Origin of the sequence: Limosilactobacillus mucosae DSM 13345 (genome assembly GCF_001436025.1) — a bacterium.
Taxonomy (GTDB): Bacteria; Bacillota; Bacilli; order Lactobacillales; family Lactobacillaceae; genus Limosilactobacillus; species Limosilactobacillus mucosae.
The window spans coordinates 24,403-45,523 of the sequence record NZ_AZEQ01000013.1; the positions used below are offsets into that span (position 1 = coordinate 24,403).

18 protein-coding genes are annotated in these 21,121 nt (G+C 47.4%); 13 read left to right on the forward strand and 5 right to left on the reverse strand.

The window, feature by feature from the left end:
- Positions 1 to 537 precede the first annotated feature (537 nt).
- From apf (FC47_RS06720) to FC47_RS06775, 12 genes are all read left to right on the forward strand, one after another.
- Positions 538 to 1,359: an aggregation-promoting factor gene (gene apf / locus FC47_RS06720; protein WP_006500158.1), complete on the forward strand. Its 822-nt coding sequence runs from the start codon at positions 538 to 540 to the stop codon at positions 1,357 to 1,359.
- 453 nt (positions 1,360 to 1,812) lie between these two features.
- Positions 1,813 to 2,310 carry an acyl-CoA thioesterase gene (locus FC47_RS06725; RefSeq protein ID WP_033934517.1) on the forward strand — a complete coding sequence of 166 codons (498 nt, stop codon included), beginning with the start codon at positions 1,813 to 1,815 and terminating at the stop codon, positions 2,308 to 2,310.
- Between the two features lie 1,034 nt (positions 2,311 to 3,344).
- Positions 3,345 to 3,992, forward strand: coding sequence for an aggregation-promoting factor (gene apf, locus FC47_RS06730; protein ID WP_056968456.1), 648 nt, complete (start codon positions 3,345 to 3,347; stop codon positions 3,990 to 3,992).
- 264 nt (positions 3,993 to 4,256) lie between these two features.
- On the forward strand, positions 4,257 to 6,488 hold the full coding sequence (locus FC47_RS06735) for a phospholipase D family protein (RefSeq protein ID WP_033934515.1): 2,232 nt from the start codon (positions 4,257 to 4,259) through the stop codon (positions 6,486 to 6,488).
- Between the two features lie 81 nt (positions 6,489 to 6,569).
- A complete protein-coding gene (locus tag FC47_RS06740) occupies positions 6,570 to 7,379 on the forward strand; it encodes a Cof-type HAD-IIB family hydrolase (protein ID WP_056968457.1) in 810 nt (269 codons plus the stop codon).
- Positions 7,380 to 7,863: 484 nt separating this feature from the next.
- The gene (argC, locus tag FC47_RS06745; protein ID WP_056968458.1) at positions 7,864 to 8,892 is read left to right on the forward strand and encodes an N-acetyl-gamma-glutamyl-phosphate reductase; all 1,029 of its coding nucleotides are present in this window, start codon (positions 7,864 to 7,866) and stop codon (positions 8,890 to 8,892) included.
- Positions 8,893 to 8,910: 18 nt separating this feature from the next.
- Positions 8,911 to 10,137 carry a bifunctional glutamate N-acetyltransferase/amino-acid acetyltransferase ArgJ gene (gene argJ, locus FC47_RS06750; protein WP_155519156.1) on the forward strand — a complete coding sequence of 409 codons (1,227 nt, stop codon included), beginning with the start codon at positions 8,911 to 8,913 and terminating at the stop codon, positions 10,135 to 10,137.
- A 9-nt stretch (positions 10,138 to 10,146) separates the two neighbouring features.
- Positions 10,147 to 10,884: an acetylglutamate kinase gene (gene argB / locus FC47_RS06755; RefSeq protein WP_056968459.1), complete on the forward strand. Its 738-nt coding sequence runs from the start codon at positions 10,147 to 10,149 to the stop codon at positions 10,882 to 10,884.
- A gap of 4 nt (positions 10,885 to 10,888) precedes the next feature.
- A complete protein-coding gene (locus tag FC47_RS06760) occupies positions 10,889 to 12,049 on the forward strand; it encodes an acetylornithine transaminase (protein WP_056968460.1) in 1,161 nt (386 codons plus the stop codon).
- 358 nt (positions 12,050 to 12,407) lie between these two features.
- On the forward strand, positions 12,408 to 12,845 hold the full coding sequence (locus tag FC47_RS06765) for an Hsp20/alpha crystallin family protein (protein WP_006500148.1): 438 nt from the start codon (positions 12,408 to 12,410) through the stop codon (positions 12,843 to 12,845).
- A 200-nt stretch (positions 12,846 to 13,045) separates the two neighbouring features.
- Positions 13,046 to 14,524, forward strand: coding sequence for a YfcC family protein (locus FC47_RS06770; RefSeq protein WP_109588019.1), 1,479 nt, complete (start codon positions 13,046 to 13,048; stop codon positions 14,522 to 14,524).
- 29 nt (positions 14,525 to 14,553) lie between these two features.
- The gene (locus tag FC47_RS06775; protein ID WP_056968461.1) at positions 14,554 to 15,897 is read left to right on the forward strand and encodes a M20 family metallopeptidase; all 1,344 of its coding nucleotides are present in this window, start codon (positions 14,554 to 14,556) and stop codon (positions 15,895 to 15,897) included.
- 63 nt (positions 15,898 to 15,960) lie between these two features.
- Here FC47_RS06775 and FC47_RS10755 read toward each other — a convergent pair whose 3' ends face one another.
- Positions 15,961 to 16,128, reverse strand: a complete 168-nt coding sequence (locus FC47_RS10755) for a hypothetical protein (RefSeq protein WP_006500145.1) — start codon at positions 16,126 to 16,128, stop codon at positions 15,961 to 15,963.
- Between the two features lie 16 nt (positions 16,129 to 16,144).
- Positions 16,145 to 16,633: a VanZ family protein gene (locus FC47_RS06780; protein ID WP_006500144.1), complete on the reverse strand. Its 489-nt coding sequence runs from the start codon at positions 16,631 to 16,633 to the stop codon at positions 16,145 to 16,147.
- A gap of 171 nt (positions 16,634 to 16,804) precedes the next feature.
- Between FC47_RS06780 and FC47_RS06785 the strand changes: the two genes are divergently transcribed.
- Positions 16,805 to 18,172 carry an amino acid permease gene (locus FC47_RS06785; protein ID WP_056968462.1) on the forward strand — a complete coding sequence of 456 codons (1,368 nt, stop codon included), beginning with the start codon at positions 16,805 to 16,807 and terminating at the stop codon, positions 18,170 to 18,172.
- 152 nt (positions 18,173 to 18,324) lie between these two features.
- Here the strand turns inward: FC47_RS06785 and FC47_RS06790 are convergent, their stop codons facing one another.
- The 3 genes from FC47_RS06790 to FC47_RS06800 all read right to left on the reverse strand — a co-directional run bounded on the left by FC47_RS06790 (position 18,325) and on the right by FC47_RS06800 (position 21,019).
- Entirely contained in the window at positions 18,325 to 18,888 is a 564-nt protein-coding gene (locus tag FC47_RS06790; RefSeq protein ID WP_056968463.1) for a ferritin family protein, read from the reverse strand.
- 2 nt (positions 18,889 to 18,890) lie between these two features.
- Positions 18,891 to 19,118: a heavy-metal-associated domain-containing protein gene (locus FC47_RS06795; RefSeq protein WP_033934508.1), complete on the reverse strand. Its 228-nt coding sequence runs from the start codon at positions 19,116 to 19,118 to the stop codon at positions 18,891 to 18,893.
- 71 nt (positions 19,119 to 19,189) lie between these two features.
- A complete protein-coding gene (locus tag FC47_RS06800) occupies positions 19,190 to 21,019 on the reverse strand; it encodes a heavy metal translocating P-type ATPase (protein ID WP_056968464.1) in 1,830 nt (609 codons plus the stop codon).
- Positions 21,020 to 21,121: the final 102 nt, after the last annotated feature.

The window sequence follows — 21,121 nt, forward strand, 5'->3', positions numbered from 1 at the left end:
ATTTTGCGTAGTCGAAATTTCAACCTGGCTTGCCAAGTTATGCTGCATCAGCAAAAAACGCGAAGCTTGGTCACCCAGGTTCTAAGATTGAAGCGATAATTTGAGCTTGGCGAGGTAGTCTTTGAATTATCAGTTAAGCTGTTTGATGGGAAATAACAGTGAATTAGCACCGAAAATGCCGATCAAAGATTACAAAATTGTCACAAAAAGGGTCATAAATTCCTAAATTTTAGGATTTATGACCCTTTTTTATGAAAAATAAAAATTTTTTTACTCTAAAATATTACAAAATCAGCTATTTTTCGGTCGCGATGAAAACAAAGCGATACAAGACTATTATAATGCGATTTATAACAAGTTTAGGCCAACCTAAAACGCTAAATGAAAGCGGATTACATTACACGCTTTTACAGAATTCACGATTTTTGAGATATTCCGGTAATTGCACGGTAAAGCTGAGGGGTTATAGTATTCACCGTTGATAAAGATAAAGAGCAAAAAACCTGAACTACAGATAAAAAAGGATGAATCTATTTTATGAAAATTTCAAAGAAAGCTGTTAAAATCTCTGCTGCCGTAGCTGGTGCCGTAGCTTTGGGCACGGTTGGCACGGCAATTACTGCCAATGCCGACACGGTTTACACGGTTCAGTCCGGCGACACGCTGTCTGGAATTTCCGCTAAGCTGGGTCACAACTTAGACTTTGTAGACCAATTGGCATCCAAGAATAACATTGCTAACAAGAACCTGATCTATGTTGGTCAAAAACTGGTTATCTCTGATGATGGCGAAGTATCCTCAGCAACTTCAGAACAAGCTGCTACGTTGCCAAGTGCTACGGCTGAAAACACGGCTACGGCACAAGACAGCACGGCGCAATCTGCTGACAGTGCTGCTCAATCAACGGCTGCTGATACCAGTGCTGAACAAGCTGCCAGTGATGCTGCCGCTGCTCAGGCTGCCAGTGACGCTGCTGCTTCTCAAGCTGCCGCATCCCAAGCCGCTGCTTCTCAAGCTGCTGCTGCCCAGGCCCAAGCCGCTCAACAACAAAGTGCGCAAGTTCAAGCAGCTACTTACAGTGCCAACACTTACAGCACCAACACGACGACTACGACCTACACTTCTACGGTCAGTGGCGACGAAGCAGCTGCTAAGGCTTGGATTGCCAACAAAGAATCTGGTGGCAGCTACACCGCACAAAATGGTCAATACTACGGTAAGTACCAACTGAGTTCTTCTTACTTGAATGGTGACTACTCTGCCGCTAACCAGGAACAGGTTGCTGACAATTACGTTGCTAATCGTTACGGTTCATGGACGGCTGCTCAACAATTCTGGCAAAGTCATGGCTGGTACTAAAAATCAGCTTAACTAAATTAGATAAAATAAAAAGCAATGGCGATTTTCTGCCATTGACCCGTACCCCCAAAGTTGGAAACACAACTTTGGGGGTATTTTTATGATATATGAGAGAAATGGGACGGTTTGATAGATTAGGGCGACAGGTGACAGTGAGTTGGGCGCTGCTGCAAAAAGATAGGGAATTGATCTAGGGGTGGATACCGCTTTGAAGCGAATTGATTTGACATAGGACTGGGCACTGTTTTGAATTGGCAAGACGGTTCAGCTTTGAAATGGCAAGCGGGTTTGATTTTGAATCTACAGGCGGGTTAGCTAGGACAGATTTAGATAGTCGAAATGTTTGAATGGTTTGTTACATTATAAGGAAGCAATTATTCAAAGCATCTGTGCGGGTGATTTCTAGTAGTGCTAGAATAAAACGCAGATAATAATTGAGAAGAGGGATTTGTGATGACTGCAATCAACTGTCAACAAACACGAATTGAAACAACACATCGGATTTTGAATGGTGACTTAAATGAGCATGGGACGCTGTTTGGCGGTCGCCTGCTGGAAACCGTGGATGCAGAGGCTTCAGTCGCGGCAATGCGGGTTGCTAGAGCTACTTTGGTTACGGCGGCCATGGATCACGTTCAATTCGTCAAGCCGTTCCACCTGCAGGATGCCATGATTGTCAGAGCAGTGGTTACTGGGCTGGGACATCGGTCGGTTGAGGTATTCGTAAAGGTTTTGGGCGAGCACTTGATGACTGGCGAACGTTTTGTTGGCTTTACCTGCTTTTTGACCTATGTAGTGCCAGGAGCAGAGTCGGGGTTGGCCTACGATGAATTGATTGCTGATAATGATGAAACCAAATATCTGTTGGCAGGCTATCAGGATCGGCGTGCGCAACGGGCCACGGTTCGTCAGCAGGAGCGCGATTTGTTGGCTCATTTGAGTTGCGAATAGGCGGGCAGATTTACTAGCGGTTCGGGAGCTATTGAGACGTCGGCGGGGGTTGTCGGTAAAACATCATAGCTGAGGTGTGATATTGTCGTGCGATCGATTGCGGTAATGGATGGTCAGCTCATTAATGATGATAGATGCCCCAGATGCGACTTTTATGCAAAAAACCTGTATAAAACGCCCAACAATCAGCCTTAAAAATATACATCTTTACCTACTATTTAGAAAAAAACTGCCATAAGTAGGTAAAGTTGACGCGATCGAATATGCAGCTACCTACTATTGGCTAAAAAACAGCGAATAGTAGGTAGTCTTAGAGCCCAGAGCCAGATTAAGCCCGATTTTCTTCACAAAGTCAGCTGCTTAGCGGTGAAAAGATGGTCGCCGACTGAATTCATGACAGCTGGCAGTGGGATGCTTGTTCTGTCAGCTCGGAATATTGAGTGCTAACCTTAATTGACTTATTAACGCTCTTGACGCAGATCTAAATCAGCTGCATCCGCTTGTTTAGCGATTCAAAAGGGCAGTACGCGGATTGGGTAAGTGTAGCGAACTGAGTGTAAAGGAGGCCAGCTGCTGAATTGACTGGGGATATAAGATTCAGTCGGTCTTGCCGGTATTAACGCACTTGATGATCAGTTGAGCGATGGTGGTGTTGCGTCGCTTGACTAAGACGATATCGGCTGCCAATTATGACATCAATAATGGTGCCGTTCAGCAATAAATCAATCAAAAATTCAAGAAAAAACCGTAATTTGAGGGCTGAAATCTTCAAATTTACGGTTTTTTTATTACAGATTGAGGGACACCTAACTTTTTGAATGAAACATTGATGAAAACAAAACCAGGCGCTGACGATGACGTTTTCAACACCAATCGTTTAAAATTGATGAAACCGGCTTACATTACGAAACATTACGAAAATAGCGGAATTTGATATTTGCGATTAACCCACGTGTAACGTTGAACCTGTATAGTAGTCACCGTTGATAAACAAGCAAGATAATAACAAACGAAAAAGGATGGATTTAACAAATATGAATTTTAACAAGAAAGCTATGAAGATTACCGCAGCCGTTGCTGGTGCCGTTGCATTGGGCACGGTGGGAGCAGCAACTACGGCCAACGCTGACACGACCTACACGGTACAGGCCGGCGACACGCTTTCCAGCATTTCATACAAGTTGGGTCACAACCTGGACTTTGTTGACCAGCTTGCCCAAAACAACAACATCGCCGACAAGAACCTGATCTTTGTTGGTCAACAGCTGACGATCAAGGACGATGGTGAAGTCGTAGTCAGCGATCAAAATGGTCAACAGACTACGGTCGCCCAAGTTCAAACTCAGCCAGCTGCTCAAACGACTGCTGCTGCGCAATCAACAACGCAATCAACAACGCAATCAACTGCCAGCCAAGCATCTGCAGGTACGCAATCAACGTATACTTCCACTGCTTCTGGTAGCGATGCCGCTGCTAAGGCTTGGATTGCTGCTCGTGAATCTGGTGGCAGCTACACCGCGCAAAACGGTCAGTACTACGGTAAGTACCAATTGAGTTCTTCTTACCTGAATGGCGACTACTCAGCTGCCAACCAAGAACGCGTGGCTGATAATTACGTTGCCAGTCGTTACGGTTCTTGGACGGCTGCTCAACAATTCTGGCAAAGCCACGGCTGGTACTAAAATCTAGCTTGGCAATGCCAACTCATCCCTGATCATTTGATTTCCCAAAAAACGATCTCAATCAATAAACATATTTCCTTACCAAAAGAAGCGGCCGCATTTTGCGCGTCGCTTTTTTTGTGGCGGGAAGGCAGCTGCCTAAACGAATTTATCGAGAGCTGGGGCTTTTAGAAGGCGCCTCAAGATATCAGCCGCCAAATGAAATTGACCCAACCTTGCTTAGTTTTGGTACAATCTAAGAAAACGATTATGAATGAGGGAACCATGCTAACCATTTACGACCTAAAAAAACAAACCATGCTGACGCAGCCGGAATTCTTTGATCTGACGACGGCTTATGATACCTTAAGCGGCGTATCGTTTGTCGGCTCGTTTAAGATTATTGAACAAGAGCTGTTGCCGCGCTTTAAACAGATTAAGCTGATCTTGGGGATGGAGGATCAAAAGACGGGCCAGAACTTGAATCAGTTTTTTGATCTTTCACGGCGCACGAAAGAACTCAAGAATGCCAGTGAGGAATTTCTGCGGCGAATCACGGATGAAACGCTGCAGCTGCATTTTACCAAGGATCATTTATTTCACAGCAAGTATTTTATCTTTGAAAACGAGACTCAGTTTGCGATCTTTAACGGCTCGATGAATCTAACGGACAAGGCACTGCACGATAATCACGAAATGATGTGGCTGTATACCGGTGATAAAAGCGTGGCGGCCGATCAAGCCATCTATCAGGCTCACCAGCAGCTGTTTGAGCAAAACTTTAATCAGGACAGTACGGAATATCTGAGCCGTAAGCTGATCAACCAGCTGCACGACAAATCAGTTGATGAGATCGCGGCCGTCTTGACTGAGGCAACGTTTGAGCAGCTGGATAATAAGTCGATTCAAGTACATGTTAAAGATATTGAACAGGTGGTCGATGAAGCTAAGCGCGAGCAGATCAGTTACGCGGTCAAGCCAGAAGTCGTGCAGACGGTGTCGACAATCTATACCGTTAAGGGCAATCGGCGGCGCAATAAGGAACAGGCCAAAAGTACCGTCAAGCAGCTGGTCTATCGGACGTTTAAAAAGGCCCATTCTGAAGAAGCTGATGCCAGCGAGCTTTATCCACGGCCAATGTGGTCATATCAAAGCGATCAGCTAATCGTTCAGGATCAAGCAGACGGACTGTATCATCCATTGACGATCACGGATGATTTGGTAACCAGAGCTGATGTGGAGAACTTTGTCAAAATCATCAAGAGTTTTCGCTATAACAAAATCAAGGATGAAAGTCAGCAGGCACTCTCGGCGTTTGTCTATTTGATGACGGCGCCTTTGATTTGGAAGATTCGCGCGCTTTACCGGGATTCCAATTTCTCCAAGAGTCCGGATCAGGTGCCAGTCTCCATGGTTCTGATTGGCCGCGGGACGACGGGGAAGACTCTGCTGGTGCGCGACTATTTCAAGCCGTTTATTGGGGACGATTCGCCAAGCGTTCAGTATGTCCAGATCAATCAAGGCAATGGCGCGCATACCAACCGTGCTGTTGAGTTTTTGGGCAGCTACCTGCAGTCGAAGCGGTTCGTCTCACCGATGATCATTGACGAGTTAAATGAAAACTTTCTGCATAGCAAGGTGGCAACCAACGCCATCAAGCAGTGGTCCAACACGCTGACTGACATTCACAACGTTAACGTATTTGCCATGAACCATAATGCTGGTGATCGAACCATCAACAACCTGGAAGAAATCACCAAGCGGGTCTACTATCTTTCGTTTGAGGCGGGCTGGAAAGATCCCAAGCAGCAGCGCTATGACTACAACATTTTGGTCAACAGCGTCAATGACCATATCTATCGCTGGATGACCTGGCATTTGAACGAACGACTCAACGATCTGACTGGTCAGGAAGAAGAACGCTTGGTACAGGACTATCTGTATCTGACCAAAGAACTGTTAAACGAGCTGCTGACTCGGTTCGGACTGGCTGATGAATTGGCCGATCTCATCTGGCAAAACTATGACTACAAGGTTGATCGCAATCGTCTGACTTGGAAAATGCTGATCAAGGATGACAACTTTGAGCATGTCGCGTTTACTGAAGGGGATGACCAGCGATTCAGCGTTTCTAAGGCAATTTTCAACAACCTCAAGGGCAGCACCTATGAAAACATCAATCAAACGCTGGACAACTACTATAATATGTTTCCGCGCGAATCAGGCGTAGCGCTTGATCAATACGACAACGGCATGGTCTTAGACATCGACCGCTTTGACCATTTTGTCGGCGAGCCGCTGATCAGACGCTACTATGAGCAGCTGCATCAAAAAGAAAATCAGCAGGATCAACTTACTCAGCTGCTTAAAGCTCAAGCCCAGCAGTCTGCTAAACAAGCTGCCCGCCAAGAAAAACATGATGAGATGATGCTAAAAGCAATGGAGCAGCTGGCAGCCAAGAAACAACAGCCTAAGCACCGTGGCATCTGGTCGCGCTGGTTTAAGGGCGATGACTGATTAAGAAACGTGCCGGTGATTGATGCGAGCAGGCATTGTTTTTGATCAGGCTTAAATATTGGTTAACAAGGAAGGATCAAAATGATAAAACTAATCGCGGTTGATATTGATGGTACGCTGCTTGATGATCAAGGCCAAATTCTGCCGGCGACGATTCAAGCTGTTCAACAGGCAGCTGCAGCCGGGCAAAAAATCGTGCTGTGTACTGGCCGGCCGCTTTGTGGCGTGACGGATTATCTTAAGCAGCTCGGACTTTGGCAGCATGCGGATCAGTACGTAATCAGCTATAATGGCTCGCTGATTCAGACGACGACCCAAGAAACGTTGATGAGTCACCAGCTGCAGTTTAGCGACTATCTTGATCTGCTGGAATTTGCTCACCAAAATCAAGCCGCGTTCAGTCTGTTGACGCCTGTCTGTATGTACGTCACGCCTGGCGATCAAAATAGCGTCATCTTAAAAGAGGCGGCGACGGTTAAGATTAAGCTGCAGACGCGTACGCTGGCAGAAATGCGTGCTTTGCCAAATCTAATACCAGTCAAGGGCATGATCTTGGATGAACCGGCCAAGCTGGATTACCTGCAAACTGTCATGCCAAAAGCCTTTAAGCAGCGCTTTACGGTCCTGCGCAGTCAAAAAGACCACCTGGAGTTCACGCATCCTTTAGCCAGTAAGGAATCCGCGCTGAGACAGCTGACCGGTCTGCTGAAGATTGAGCCGGCTGCAACTATGGCAATTGGTGATGAGCAAAATGATCTGGGAATGATAAAAGCAGCTGGAATTGGCGTGGCGATGGGCAACGCGGTTTCACAGCTGCGGGCGATTGCTGATCAGGTTACGGCCGACAACAATCATAATGGGGTTGGCGAGGCAATCTTGAAATGGCGTTAAAGGCGGTCGAGCCGCTTGATAAGTCATATCACCGGCAGCGACATTTGATCGTGAACGGCACCAGCTTAGTTGATTGTCAACCGCGGATCCCAGTGGCTGTCCAAGGTAAGGCTGATCAGCGAAAAAAAACTGGCGGCTGATTATTAGCGTTCTGACAAGTCGGTGAAAATAAGACCGTAAAAAATCTGAAAATGGGTTTGATCTAGATGGATCGGATCCATTTTATTTTTTGCATACTACGGTATATTTTTAGAATATTATACAATTTTCTAAAGGGAGAAGCTCATAGTCAGTTAGTTAAACTTGTTTATTTATTAAAATAATATTCTCTTTAAAAGCGCTTAAATGGGTATTTGATAATTATTATTCAAGGAATATAAGAAAATAGCCAATAAAAGGTTGTCGAATTCTAATTCATGGGTTATATTATCACCAATGATTTTATTAATTTTTTATGCAATCACGAACAAGGAGGTCACAGATTATGAACGCAGCCATCATCGGGGTGACTGGTTATAGCGGCACGGTCTTGTACCAGCTGCTCAATCAGCATCCAGCGGTTGAAAACATTCACCTGTATGGTCATCAAGATACTGCCGCACCGCGCTTTTTAAATGATGAAGTAGAGGCTTTCTGTGACCGACGAATCATGATTGAGCCTTATGATGTCCGAAAAATTATGGCCGAAAATGACGTTGTGTTTTTCGCCACGCCGGCGGGAGTCACTGCCAAATTGGCTCAGCCTTATTTAGACGCCGATTTTCCCGTAATCGATCTTTCCGGCGACATGCGCTTAAAGGATCCCAAAGAGTATGCCAAGTGGTACCACAAAGATCCGGCTCCAGCTGATCAATTGGCAAAAGCGCAATATGGCCTGGCTGAATTCAATCCCGTGCATGCCGGCTATGTTGCCAATCCCGGCTGTTACGCGACGGCCACGCTGTTAGGACTGGCGCCGCTGGTCAAAAAACATTTGATCGACCTGGACTCGATTATCGTTGATGCCAAGTCGGGACTTTCCGGCGCGGGCAAGAAACTGACGACCAGCTCGCATTTTGCCTGGATCAACGAAAACTCGCAGCCTTACAAGGTCAATCAGCACCAGCACATCCCAGAGATTCTGCAGCAGCTGCAACAGTGGGATGCAAGCGTTAAAGCTCTGCAGTTTACGACGACGCTGATTCCAGTGACGCGCGGCATTATGGCTTCGATTTATGCCAAGCCATTGCCGGGCGTTGATGAAGAAAAACTGACCGCGGCCTTTGAGGAATGCTACGGCAAGCGACGATTTGTCCGCTTGATTAAAAACGGCTGGCCAAGCATCAAAGAAGTCAGTCATTCGAATTTCTGCGACCTGGGCTGGGCACTGGATCCTAATAGTCACACGATCCTGGTCGTTTCCGTAATTGATAATCTGATGAAAGGGGCTGCGGGACAAGCAGTCCAAAATCTGAACCATATGTTTGAACTGGACGAGACGCTGGGATTGCCAATGATTCCCAGCTGGCCATAATGAAAGGATGTCTTTAATATGATGGAACCGCAAACTACGCCAAACGTTGCTTCAATTGTCGAAACTGCCTTTACCTGGCCTAAGGGGTTTTACAGTGATGGGCTGCATGCAGGACTCAAGGCTGAAAAACCAGATCTGGGTTGGCTGTTTTCCAAAGTACCAGCCAGTGCCGCGGGGGTTTATACGACCAACCAGTTCTGTGCGGCGCCAACTGCCTTGACCAAAGAAACGATCAATCATGATCATCAGCTGCAGGGAATCATCGTTAACAGTGCGATTGCCAATTCCTGCACGGGTCCCCAAGGTAAGCTGGATGCTCTAAAAGAACAGGCACTGATGGCTAAAAAGCTGGGCGTCAGCCAAAACTTGATCGGGGTGGCCTCAACTGGGGTAATCGGCGAAATGCTGCCAATGGACAAGATCAAGGCGGGGATTGCCAAGCTGAAGCAAACCAAGTCGGCTAAAGTTACCGAAGCCGTCTTGACCACGGATACTCATACCAAGACGATTGCCGTTAAGTTTGAAATCGCGGGTCATCAATGCACGATGGCAGGTTTTTGCAAGGGCTCAGGAATGATTCACCCAAAGATGGCCACCATGCTGGGCTTTGTGACGACCGATGCCAAAATCAGCGGGGCCTGCCTGCAGGATCTGTTAAGCGAGGAGGTTGACACGACTTTCAATCAGATTACGGTTGATGGCGATAACTCTACCAATGATATGGTCGTTACCATGGCAAATGGGCTGGCAATGGCGGATGAGGAATCATTGACGCCAGACCACCCCGATTATCCAGTCTTTGCCCAGGCCTACCATCAAGTGCTGAGCGCGCTGGCCAAAGAGATTGCCCGTGATGGCGAGGGGGCAACTAAACTGGTTGAAGCCAACGTCAAGGGCGCGGCCAATGATCTGGATGCTCAGCACGTCGCTAAGGCAATCGTAGGCTCCAATCTGGTCAAGGCCGCCTTGTTTGGCCAGGATGCCAACTGGGGCCGGATCATGGGAGCGATTGGCGCAACGGATGCTGATTTGGACGTTAATCGCGTTGATATCAAGCTTAATGGCATCAACATCGTCTTGAGCAGTCATGGCGTTGACTATGACGAATGGCTGCTGCGGCAGAAACTGGCTGAGGATCAGATCAAAATCGATGTCGATCTGCATCATGGCTTTGGCAAGGGACAGGCATGGGGATGCGATCTGACTTATAAATACGTGCAGATCAATGCCTCGTACCGGAGCTAGGAGGCATTCATGAAGGATCTGATTATTATTAAAATCGGTGGTCAAGCCATCAGCGAGCTAACGGATGATTTTTTCGAACAGCTGGCAGTCTGGCGCACGCAGGGTAAAAAAATCCTGCTGCTGCATGGCGGCGGTCCATTGATTACCAAGCTTTGCCAACAGCTGCAGGTGCCGGTCGTTAAAAAAGATGGCGTGCGGGTAACCGATGCACAGACGCTGGCATTGACCAAACTGGTGCTGTTGGGGCAGGCTCAGCCATTACTGCTGCAGAAACTCAGCGATCATCAGCTGCCAGTCGTTGGTTTGAACGCGGCAGACAATCAGATGCTGGTGGGCAAGTATTTGGATCAAAGCGTCTACGGCGAAGTGGGCACCGTCGTCAGCGTTAATCAAGATAAGCTTTTGCCGCTGTTGGACAGCTATATCGGCGTTTTGGCACCATTAGCGATGACACCGGCTGGCAATTGGCTTAATGTCAATGCCGATCAGGCCGCGGCTGACGTAGCCAGTCTATTGGGTGCTAAAAAGCTTTATCTGATGACGGATGTAGCCGGCGTTTTGAATCAGCACCATTTGATACCGCGCTTAACGAAGCTGGTTTCACAAAAACTGGTCGCTGAAAAAATCATCAGTAGCGGAATGCAGCCAAAGATCAAAGCTGCCTTTGCTGCCTGTACCGCGGGAGTTGAGCAGGTAGCCATCACCAATTGTCTGCAAAATCCCGGCACGATTATTACCAAGGAGTGATTCAATGAGCCATTTATTTCCAACCTATACTCGTTTCCCATTTGAAATCGTAAAAGGCATCGGAGCCCATCTATTTGATGAACAGGGCAATGAATACCTCGACTTGACCAGTGGCATCGGTGTCTGCGGCCTAGGCTACAACGTCAAGGCACTCAATGACGCCGTTGAACATCAGCTGCATCAAGTTTGGCACACATCCAATCTGTATGAGAGCTCGCTGCAGGAAAGCGTGGCGGCACAGCTGGGCGTTCATCAAGACATGCTGGTCAGTTTTTCCAATTCCGGTACCGAGGCCAATGAAGCGGCATTGAAACTGGCGCGCAAGGCAACGGGCCGGCTTGATTTCCTGGCATTTGATCACTCGTTTCATGGACGTTCGGCTGGCTCGCTGACGGTAACGGGCAACGAGGGCATCAAGGAAGGCTTTCTTCCCTTGGTTCCCGGCGCGCGGTTTGCCAAGTACAATGACTTCGCGGCCATCGATGAGATCAAGCCGGATCTGGCTGGGGTAATCCTAGAAGTCGTACAGGGCGAAGGCGGCGTGATTGCTGGTGATGCCAAGTGGCTAAAGGCCGTTCAAGACAAATGTCACGAGGTTGGCGCGCTGCTTTTGATCGATGAGGTGCAGACTGGGATGGGCAGAACCGGCTCGCTGTTTGCTTTTGAACAGTTTGGCCTGGATCCAGACATCTATACGGTTGCTAAGGGGCTGGCCAATGGGATTCCGGTTGGCGCGATGATCGGCAAAAAGGAGCTTGGTCAATACTTTGGTCCCGGCAGCCACGGTTCGACGTTTGCGGGCAATCCGCTGGCAATGGCGGCCGCTCAGCAGGTATTAAAGACGCTGGATCAAGAATTTTTGAGCGCGGTTCAGCAAAAAGCCGCGGCAATGCATCAAGCTATGGAAAAAGAGCTGCTGCCAATGGATATGGTTGATTCAATCAGTGGCCTGGGTTTGATGATCGGCATTCATCTTAATCAAGCCGTTTCCGTGGGTCAGGTCTTGGCTCAGCTCCATTCTCAGCATGTTCTGGCACTTTCGGCTCGTGACAATACGCTGCGTCTTTTGCCACCATTGATTGCCAGTCAAGACGAGCTGCTGGCTGGTGTCGATGAGATCAAAAAAGCGCTGAATGCAGTTGAATCGGCGACCGCTACCGCATAAATAAAATCCGTCAATCCCAAACTGGTTTGACGGATTTTTGGTGTCGTGGCCAACTCAATCTGCCGGCCTGGTCTGGTGACAGATAACGGCGTTTTTTCGAATGATACTGACTTATCAAATGAAAGAAAAATCATATAATACAAAAATATTTTATTTGACAAGACGTTTAAACGTGATTGTTCCAACGATGAAAGCCCTTACTAGAGTAGGAGTTCAATCGTTAAGGTCAGCAAAGGTCAAATAATTTTTGCCGAGGAGCAGAGAATTTCGCAAAGTGAAGGGTTGTATTTTTTAATATACAAACTAAGATGAAAGTGTACAAATGATATGAGTTATTATAGGAAAGGAAGTTTTGGATATGGCTAATGAAATTCAACGTCATAACAACATGTTTGACGACGTAATGAGCGCGGGCATGCGCAACTTGCTGAACGACAATTTCTTCTCTGGCTTCAACGCTAAGGCAGATCACATGAAGACCGACATTGCAGAAACCGATAAGAACTATGTCGTTAAAGTCGACATGCCTGGCTTTGACAAGAAGGACATCCACATCAACTATGAGAACAACATCCTGACGATCACGGGTCGCCGTGACACGTTTGACGACCTTTCTGACAAGGATGGCAACATTTTGCACAGTGAACGCAACTATGGTCAAATGAGCCGTTCATTCCGTCTGCCAGAAGTTGACCTGAAGAAGGCCGTTGCTCACTACAGCGATGGGGTTCTGGTTCTGACGCTGCCTAAGCTGGCACCAGAAGCCGGCACTGGTACTCACATCGAAATCGAATAATTTAATTGACAAATAGTTTTTAAATGAGTAGCAGTTTTAAATTGCTACTCATTTTTTATTTTGTCTATGTAAATGCTTTCACGAATTTGATATACTTAATTTGTGCAATCTAACAACTTTGCAATTATTTTATTGTCTTAATAGCTAAAGGAGGGAACGTTTTGGAAAACGCAAAGCCAACCAAAAAGCACCGTTTTAAGATGCCATCCGCGTTTACGATTTTATTCTTCATTATCGTCGTCTTGGCAGTCTTAACTTGGTTTATTCCAGCCGGTAAGTACGCTACTGATTCAGCCGGCAACATTATTGCTCATACTTACCATACCGTTTCGCCGCATCCACAAGGTATTTGGGATGTCTTCATGGCAATGGTTATTGGGATGATCGGTGACAGCAAGACTGAAGGGGCAATTCAGATCGCGCTGTTTATCCTGGTAATCGGTGGGTTTTTAGGCGTCGTTAACAAAACCGGGGCTTTAAACAATGGGATTTCCGCCGTTGTTCGTCGTTATGAGGGACGCGAACGGACTTTGATTCCAATTTTGATGATTCTGTTTGCTCTGGGTGGTACGACCTATGGCATGGGTGAAGAAACGCTGGCCTTTTACCCATTGCTGATTCCAGTCATGATCGGCTGCGGCTTTGACTCAATCGTCGCGGTTGCCGTGGCTTTGGTCGGTACGCAGCTGGGGTGTCTGGCATCAACGGTCAACCCATTTGCCACTGGGGTTGCCTCAGCTACATTGAAGATCTCGCCAGGTGAAGGCTTGATTCCACGGCTGATCCTGTTGGTGATCGTCACGGCGCTTGGTATCTGGTACACGATGCACTATGCCGACCAGGTCAAAAAAGATCCAACCAAGTCATTAGTCTACGCTCAGCGGGCTGAAGACGAAAAACGGTTTGATATTTCTGAAAAGACGCAGGACACGCAGCCATTAACCAAGGTACAAAAACGCGTACTGTGGCTGTTTGGGATCACGTTTATCATTATGATCATGGGGCTGGTGCCATGGACTGATCTGAACAAGCACTGGACGGCCTTTGACACGTTTACCAACTGGCTGCATGGCATTCCGTTCCTGGGCGTTTTGATCGGTAAAGACATTCCAGCCTTGGGGACTTGGTACTTTAACGAAATTACGCTGCTGTTCATCTTTATGTCGGTAGTAATTATGTTTGTCGCTCATATGAAGGAAAGCGAATTTATCGATGCCTTCTTAAAGGGAATGGGCGATCTGCTCAGCGTTGCGATTATCGTGGCCGTTGCGCGTGGGATTCAGGTTATCATGAACAATGGTATGATTACGGCGACCGTTTTGCATTGGGGTGAAGTCGGACTGGGCGGCCTGTCGCGCAGTGCCTTCATCATTTTGACCTACATCTTCTACATTCCAATGTCATTCCTGATTCCATCAACTTCCGGCTTGGCTGCCGCTACGATGGGAATCATGGGACCACTGGGACACTTCTGTCATGTTTCCGGCAGTCTAGTTATTACGGCTTACCAAGCAGCTTCTGGCTGGATCAACCTGATTACGCCAACTTCCGGAATCGTAATGGGGGCCTTGGCAATTGCGCACGTCAACATCAGTATCTGGTGGAAGTGGATGGCCAAGTTCATGGTAATCCTGTTCCTGGTTACCTGCGTCTTCTTGGGCATTGCCGCGGTACTTTAGCTTTTTCAATCATATCAGGGGGAATTAATATGGCAGCAGAATTGGTTCAAGAAAATGAGCGTCAACAAGCATTGGCAGCTTTAAAGCGTTTGGTTGCCAAGCCATCGTATAATGAGGCTCCAGCACCAGGCGCGCCGTTTGGACCCAAGATTCGTCAGGCCCTAGATGAGCTGATGCGGATCTGTGATGAGCTGGGCTATCAAACCTATGAGGATCCAGATGGCTACTATGGCTATGCTGAAACTGGAACCGGCAGCGAGACGTTTGGCATTATTGGCCATGTTGATACGGTGCCGGCTGGCGATTTGAGTACTTGGGAACATGATCCATATTGTGGCGAGACTTTTGGCGATGTGGTCTATGGGCGCGGCGTACAAGACGACAAAGGTCCCGTGATTGCGGCTCTGTTCGCGGTCAAGGCGTTGGAGAATCGCGGCTATCATTTCAACAAAAAGATCCGCTTTATCTTCGGTACTGATGAAGAAACGCTGTGGCGCGGGATTGCCAAGTACAATCAAAAAGAAGCGCCGATTGATTTGGGATTTTCGCCAGACGCTGAATTCCCGGTTACCTATGCTGAAAAAGGGCTGCAGCAGTCATACCTGGTTGGGCCGGGAACCGAGCTGCTGAACGTTGAAACTGGCGGTGCATTCAACGCGGTCCCAGATCGGGCAGAATATGCTGGTCCAAAGCAAGATGAGGTCAAGGCTGCTCTTGAAAAGCACGGCTTCAAGTATCATGAAGAAGCCGGCAAGCTGGTCGTGGAAGGCAAGGCGATTCATGCCATGCTGGCTCCTCAAGGCGTCAACGCGGTCTTAAGACTGGCAATTGCTTTGGATGACGTCTTTAAAGGCTTTGGGCCGCTGGACTTTATCGGTCAGTGCTTTAAAGAGGATGCGACGGGAACCAATCTGCTGGGTGACGTTAAGGACGAAGCATCCGGCCACTTAACGTTTAACATTTCCAGCCTCAAGATCACGCCGAAAGAAACGCGGATGCAGATTGATCTGCGAATCCCGGTTACCATTGATCGTGATGCGCTGCTTGAAAAACTGAGCCAAAACGTCGCCAAATACGATCTGCAATATAAGCATTTTGACTACGTAGCGCCATTGTACGTTCCTAAAGATACTGAATTGGTTAAGACCTTGATGACAGTCTATCAGGATCAAACCGGTGACGTTGCTTCTCAGCCACAGGTCAGCGGCGGAGCAACTTTTGCGCGGACGATGCATAACTGCGTGGCCTTTGGGGCGATGCTGCCAACTACGCCTGACTTTATGCACCAGGCTAATGAACAATGGCCGCTTCAAGACATGTTTAAGGCAATGGATATCTTTGCCGAGGCAGTCAAGCGGTTATGTGTGGACTGATGATTGAATAAAAAGAGCAGCTGCGAGAACTCGCGGCTGCTTTTTTTACGGTTTCAAACCGGTTTAGATGTGTTCCTTGATGCCGTTAGGGAAGTCTTTATCGATTTCCTTTAAGATGGGCAGCAAGGTGTTGATGTATTCATGATATGCTTCGATTGGCTTGCGATCCTTGCCATTTGCCTGAAGCAGCGCGATGGCAATGTCATGCGCGCGTTGTTCATTACTGATCATATTATTCACCTCATTACTACAGTTTAACAAATTTTATCGATAGTTGCGCGATCCAATCAGCCAAGGCAGTCGCTTTTAAAAGCACCATGACATAAAAACCGGCTAAGACGCCAGCTGCATTCGTGATGACGTCATCAATATCGACGAAGCGTTCAACATGGAAAAACAGATCGCATAAAAATTGCGTGGTTTCGATTGAGATTCCCAGTAAGATGCCAAACAGCAATACCGACTTGAGATCATGCCGCGCACTCAGCAGATACCAGTAGATGCCAGCCGGAACCGTCATAACGATATTTAAGAAAAAATCAGGCGACAAGGCTTGAAATGGAATGGCGTTGCAGGGAACACCTAAGACGTGATAAAAAATCTTGTGCGGGCCGCCCCAATTATACTGGGTTGGCGTAAAGCAGAGATAGGCAATGGCCAAAGTATAGATCAAGGCGCTCAGCATCGTAAACCATTGCCAGCCATGAAGCGGAAGACGCAAAGCTCGGTTAAACATGGTGCTCCAGATGATTAATAGTATTATAAATGGAATCCAAGAACGCAAAATTAAAAATCTCCCCAATAACTCTAACGAAAATTTAAAAACGTGGTACAATAAAGATTCTAGGTTTTACCCTCCAGTCTAGCAAAAAATGTTGGGCAGGTTAAGAGAAGGAGGAAATTAAATATGGCGGAAAAGCAACCGGATCAGCAAACACTGTCGCGGGGCTTAAAGGATCGCCACGTACAGCTGATTGCCCTTGGTGGTGCGATCGGTACGGGGCTGTTCTTGGGTTCCGGGAAATCCATTCACGTTGCTGGTCCTTCCATTCTGCTGGCATATCTGATTACGGGGATCATGTGCTTCTTGTTGATGCGGGCGCTGGGCGAACTCTTGCTGGCTGACTTGCATTACAATTCATTTGTGGATGCGATTCGTGACTACTTAGGCTCACGGGCTGCATTTATCACTGGTTGGACGTACTGGCTCTGCTGGGTCGCAATCGCAATGGCTGAGATTACTGCGATCGGCATGTACGTTCAATTATGGCTGCCGAATTGTCCACAATGGGTACCCGGTTTGATTACGCTGGCGGTGCTCTTATGTGTCAACTTGATTACGGTTGGTGCATTTGGCGAGGTCGAATCTTGGTTTGCACTGATCAAGATTTTTGCGATCCTGCTGCTGATTGCAATCGGGATCGGGATGATGCTGGTGCGCTTCAAGAGTCCCAACGGCATCGTTACCTCACCAAGCAACCTGATATCATATGGCGGATTTTTCGCAACCGGCCTGGATGGCTTTTTGAAGTCTTTCCAAATGGTCATCTTCTCATTTGCCGGAATTGAAATGGTTGGGATGACGGCGGCCGAAACGGCTAACCCCCGCAAGGTCATTCCCAAGGCCATCAATGACATTCCAGTCCGGATTTTGTTGTTCTACATTGGCGCACTGTTTGTGATTATGAGCATCTATCCATGGAATCGGCTTGATCCAAATTCGAGTCCGTTTGTCATGGTCTTTAAGGATATTGGCATTTCTTCAGCAGCCTCAATCATCAATTTTGTAGTGTTAACGGCGGCCGCTTCATCTTGCAACAGCGCCCTGTACACGACTGGACGCATGTTGGCCGAATTGACCTCAACTTCACGACGGCCTTCAATTCGCAAGATCAGCCGCATTTCTAAGAATTCGGTTCCAGCTACGGCGATCGTCATCTCAGCTCTCTTGATGGGGATGTCGTCACTGCTGAACTACTTGATTCCTTCCGAAGTCTTTACTCTGGTTTCAAGTGTCGCCACGACCAGTTTCCTGTTTATCTGGGGAACGATTGTGTTGGCTCACCTGCGCTACCGTAAGCTGCATCCGGAAGGCAGTGGCTTTAAGATGCCGGGAACGCCGGTTACTGATTGGATGGTCTTGATTTTCCTGTTTGCCGTGGGCGTGATCTTGATGTTCAGCCCTGACACCAGAATTGCCTTGATTATCGCGTTAGTCTGGCTGATATTTATGACGATTCTTTCATTGACTTTCAAACAATATCGATACAACTAAAAAAAACTTCTCGGTGTTCAATCATCGAGAAGTTTTTTAATGCGCTGATTGGTTTTGATGGTTTTGGAAAGCAGGAACGTTTGGCAGCAATCTTGACGAGAATCTGCTGGTCAGCTTTGTGAAGAAAATCGGGATTTAACTAGCTGCAAGGCTTAGTCATCGTCTTCGTCATCATCAGCAATCGACAGTCCCTTAGTTGGCTCGTTGCCTAAAAAGCTTTGTGCCAATGCGATCTGTTCTTTGATCCAGCGATACAGTTCTTTCATCAACTGATTTTGTCCTTCATGGGCTTCTTTTTCAGTCAGCTTGATAGCGCGGTCAATAAACAAGAGCTGGGTGTCAAAATCCTTGATCAGATCAAAAAGCTGCTGCTCACCGCTGTCGTATTTGGCAGCACCGTTTTCTTCAAGCATGCTGTATTCTAACAGTTCACGACTGGTAGTTGGTACCAAATCAGCTTCGGCATACAGGGCACGGTTGATCTGCTCCCAAAATGTCAGTTCTTTTTGAAGCCAGCTTCGGCCATGCTGATTTAAAAACAGTGCACTGGGACCCTTGGCAAATAAAATGGCTTGTTCGATCTTGAGGGCATGCACAGCCAGATTAGCGGTAATATGACCAATCATGGCACCAGCAGTTGGGACGTGATGCTCATGCTGGCTGCGTTCTTGTTCGTTGGCAAATGCTTGGGCAGAGTTGGTTTTGAGTGAATTCATATCTAGGCCTCCTTAACGATGATTTTCTCGACTTGATAGCCAAGCTGATTGACGATGCTGCTCAGTTTTTCAGGCGCGATCAGCTTTTCGTCAACTTCAGCCTTGACCTTGCCAGCGTTAAACATTACTACGGCATCTTTTACGCCGGGCTGCTGGCTGACGGCTTTTTGAATCTTACTCATGCAGGATGGACATGACAGATCGTTTAGTTTTAAGACTACTTTTTTCATGATATTCAGCTCCTTTAATAATTGATTAATGACATCATATTTTAGATTTACGCTAAAGTAATTGACGCTGATCAATTATGACGAATTAAACGCATTCCATTTAAAATTACGATTAAAATACTCAACTCGTGGACCAGCATTCCTGATGCCATGTAGACATAACCCGTAAAGAGACCAATAAAAAGCAATAAAACGGTCAGCAAGGCAATCGTGATGTTTTCATACATGTTGTGCATCATTTTTTTGGCGTACTTAACGGCAATTGGCAGCTGGGTTGGGCTGGAATCGACCAGAATAATATCGGCAACTTCAATCGCGGCTTCGGTTCCGCTGCCCATTGCAATTCCTAGATCGGCAATGCTTAGCGCCGGGCTGTCATTGATGCCATCACCGATAAAGGCAGTTTGATGTCCAGCTGCCTGCAATTTTTTGATGAATTCAGCCTTATCCACGGGTAAAAGATCGCCGACGACCAGGTCAAAATCCAAACCGGCTACTGTTTTTTCGGCAACGGCTTGATTGTCTCCTGAAAGCAGCACAAGTTGATAATCCTTGAGCTTTCTTAAGTCGTGCAGGGCATCTTTTACACCGTCCCTCAGCTGATCACTGACTTCCAAGGCCAACCGCAGTTCTTCATTAACGGCCAGCAAGACATGCGAGCTGGTTGCCGATAGTTGTGAGGTATTGGCAGCAATGCCGGCTTCCTTTAGCAGACGCTCATTGCCGACCAGCACCGACTGTCCGTTAACGGTGGCTTTGATGCCGCGTCCATCCACAATCTGACTGTTGCTGATCGGATAGACGGCATCTTTTTGGCCGGATTTTTGATAGTACTCAAGAATGGCCCTAGCCAATGGGTGATCGGATTCATGCTCGATGCTGGCCAGAATTTTAAGATTTTCGGCTAAAGAGCCATTAAAGTTGATAACTTTACCGACGCTGGGCTGTCCCGTCGTTAACGTACCGGTTTTATCAAAAACCAGAGTATCGATCTTGGTCAGCTGGTCTAATGCGGCACTGCCCTTGGCAATCATGCCCTGCTTGGCCGCGCTGCCGATGCCGGCGACCGTTGAGATTGGGACACCGATTACCAAAGCACCAGGACAGCCCAAGACCAGAATCGTGATGGCCAGCCTAAGGTCTTTGGTAATCAGACCAACTGCAGCAGCGATTGCCAAGACTAGAGGCGTGTAGAACTTCGAAAAACGATCGATCAAGCGCTGCGTTTTCGTCTGACTGTCCTGGGCCTCCTCAACCAGTTCGATCAGCTTGCCAAAAGTAGTATCTTCGCCGACTTTTTCTGCTTGCACGGCCAAGGTTCCGCTGGTCAGAATCGTGCCGGCAAAAACGCTGCTGTCGATAGTTTTGCGACTAGGCTTTGATTCACCGGTAATGCTTGCCTGATCAGCATAGCCGCTGCCATCCACGACGCGTCCATCGACTGGAATCTGGGAACCGGTTTTTACCAGCAGATAGTCGCCTTTTTCAATCTCGTCAATATCTACCTCGGAAAACACGCGCTCATGAGGCTGATTGATTTTCAGTGCAGTTTTGGGTGCCAGATCGACCAGTTCTTGAATCGACTTGCGCGTTTTTTTGAGCGTGACGGCTTCCAAAAAATCACCGATTGAAAACAGCCAGACGACGATGCCCGCCTCACTGTACTCGCCAATTGCAATCGCACTGACAACGGCAATTGAAACCAAAAGCTCAATTGAAATAATTTTGAATCGCAGTGCGCCAGCTGCTCTGACTATCAGCGGCAGACCACCGATAACCGCGATTGCAACCATACTTAGATCATCCAGCCAGTCAAGACCGCTGAATCGGCCAAGATAAGCGGCAATCAGTAGCATCGTCATTAATACGACGCTGCCTTTTTTATGCTGCGAAAAAAACATAATTTCAGCTCCTCTCTGAATTGTTCGTTTCCTAGCATAAGGTGGCGGCTGAATTTATGAATTGATGCCTGTCAATTTTTAAAAAATAGCCTAAATAAAAAT